2 protein-coding genes are annotated in these 2,604 nt (G+C 39.9%); one reads left to right on the plus strand and one right to left on the minus strand.

The annotated features are described in order from the left end of the window. Positions 1–200 precede the first annotated feature (200 nt). Positions 201–626 carry a hypothetical protein gene (locus KNP77_RS15715; protein WP_214891752.1) on the minus strand — a complete coding sequence of 142 codons (426 nt, stop codon included), beginning with the start codon at positions 624–626 and terminating at the stop codon, positions 201–203. Between the two features lie 83 nt (positions 627–709). Here KNP77_RS15715 and KNP77_RS15720 point away from each other — a divergent pair, with 83 nt between their 5' ends. After that, positions 710–1,243 carry a hypothetical protein gene (locus KNP77_RS15720; protein ID WP_214891753.1) on the plus strand — a complete coding sequence of 178 codons (534 nt, stop codon included), beginning with the start codon at positions 710–712 and terminating at the stop codon, positions 1,241–1,243. Positions 1,244–2,604: the final 1,361 nt, after the last annotated feature.

Here is a 2,604-nt window from a genome sequence, read left to right on the forward strand (position 1 = left end):
CTATACCGGAAGGTGTCCGACTCGAGAAACCTCTAAAAAGGGCGAAAAAACGTCAAGTTTGCGTGAAATAAAAACTCCACGCAAACTTGGCGACGCTCTCAAGCCGAAGTCTAAAAAACAGACGAAAAATGCCTAATTTCACAAACTTTTCAAAGGTTATATCCCTAAAAGAAAAAATAAAGGACCCTTTGGAGGGTCCTTTATTTTTTCCCCATATCAATGACTATAGGGTCGCTGTGAGACAAGACGTGGAATTCCTGATCGAATGTTCGAATTACAAAATGAGAAATCGGACCTCGATCTGTATTTGCAACTTGAGTTTGCATATTTTCTTTGGCAAAAGAAAGTAATTTGGAATCTGATAGTTTTACTATCGGCCTTTGGTTCTTCAGGTCGTCTTCGTGAATCCCATGTTCTTCTAAAGTACCTAAAAACATTGCGTATTTGTCGAACTGCACTAAGAAATACTTCCGTGATTCATCGTCAGTTAAAATTTTAGTGGCGTCCGTGGCCGCATGGAAGTACATATTTATGGCGAAGTGCTCATTTCTTTCCAAGTGAAATTTGTCTAATTCCAATATGTATTCCTCTGTAGCAAGAAGTATATCTAAATCAAAATTAACCAAAAAAACCCCTCCCATTAATTTCAAATAATTCGATGTATTCAGATAACTTTTGTATTATTATACATAAAAAGGAGGGTTTTTTGTTGAAAAAATTTATTTCAATTTCTTTGTCGTTAGCATTACTATTTTTACTTTTACCGTTAGGTAAAACTGTAGATGCCGCTTGTGATCGTGTCTGGTCAACGGTAGAAACGACTAGCGGAGAGTGGGAACTTGTAGATGAATCAGTTTCTGCAACTGAAGTCGAAGCGTTTGAAGGTAATGTTGTTGTTGAAAGTGAAAGCCTTACGGGCACAAATGTCACGACTGTTGATCCGTTATGTGGTGGTGGGAAGTTGCCGCCCGCAGGATGGAGTGGTGTACGGAGTGGAGCTAGGTTGACTAACGTGACGTCAACAGGGACACAAAATTACGTGAAGAATGCAACTTCTCTGCAAGCAACTCGTGAATTTAACAACTTGGCTCCAGGCGCTCAGGTCAGAAAGTACATAAAGGCTGATGGTTCCACTACGTTCGTTAAGTTCTCTGCACAAGGTGACATCAGACTTTACAAAGCTACTTCAACTGGTGGAACTTCAATTTCTTGGTACAACCAAAAGATTCGTTATTTAGACTGAGTATTTCATATTTTTGATGGTTATTAGTTCTCGCGTATAGCCGATTATATTTAAACGATTATGTTCAAAGAGCATAAGGGGAAACTGCTATCACTTTCCGTGATAGCCCAGGCAGAGCCTGGGGTTTCCGTGATATCATCAAAACCCCAAAAATGGCACGAAATGTGCCGGCAAAAACACGAAAGTGGCACGAAATGTGCCACTTTTTTTATTCGTCATTTGCGTCCATATACAACTTGAAAATGAAATTCCGTCGCGCTTCTCGTTGTGCTCTTGTCTTGATGTACGGATTCTCTTTTTCGTATTCGATGATGTCGCTTTCGAGAAAGAGTGCCGTCCGATTGTTCGCGACATATTGTACTGGGAGAGGGAATTTGTTCTCTCCTTTTTTGTCGTGAATACTTTGTCTTGGCATATCCCAACGAACAGAAAGGTCGGCGATCGTGAGTAGTTTTGGTATGTCATTCGGCTTGGTCATTCGTGGTCGCTGCATGTTGTTTTCGTCCCTTCACGAGATATCGAAGATAAGGAGTGCCCATTTACATACTGACACTTGTCAGGCAGTATTTTTATGGTCGCCCACACGGTCGAAAAAAGCAACGGCTTTAGCTAAAGGTTTTACGAAAAGGCAAAATAATACATCTCTTTATGCTATATTTTTATTATCAGAATCTTCAAATAAGGGGTGAATGAATTGATTATTGATACGGTTAAAAAGAACTTTAGAGATGTTGGTCATATGTTATTCATGAGTGTGTTTTTTACGCTTATGAGTTATCAATTCACTAGATTTCCATACTCTGAGCCTTGGGTCGATTATCTATTTTATTTCGGTACCGTGGTTGCCTATCTAGGGTTGATATACGCAATTTACATGAAGGTTCGTGACAAGAGAAATAGAAAAACGATGCAGTAAGAAGAAATATTTTATTGTCATCATATCTATGTAGAGGTAGAATAATCAGTAACAAAATATGGACGGAACAACAAAAAACGCCACTTCTCCCTTCAGCTTGTTTGGCGACAAGTTGAAAATCATCGAAGTGACGCTTTTGAATAGCGAGTGTACCACCACTGGCTATTGAACTGTTGAATTCACGCGACCCGTGTCTTCAACTTAGATGCACCTATCATACTAAGGAAACCTGAAACATTCAAGGTTTTAGTATAAAAAAGGACGTCGTTCAGTAGCGAGTTTCACGAAACTCCCTATTCGAATGACGTCCTTTTTGTATTGATTTTTTACATATCAGAGTTCTGCACTCGCTCTTAAAAACGAGTAGGTCCATCTAGCCGACGCAACAAAGTAGATCGGTCACCACGGCGGTTCCAGCATGTGGTGTGACGTTAGCAGGGGAAGG

Origin of the sequence: Exiguobacterium sp. s142, from assembly GCF_018618455.1 — a bacterium.
Classification (GTDB): domain Bacteria; phylum Bacillota; class Bacilli; order Exiguobacteriales; family Exiguobacteriaceae; genus Exiguobacterium; species Exiguobacterium aurantiacum_A.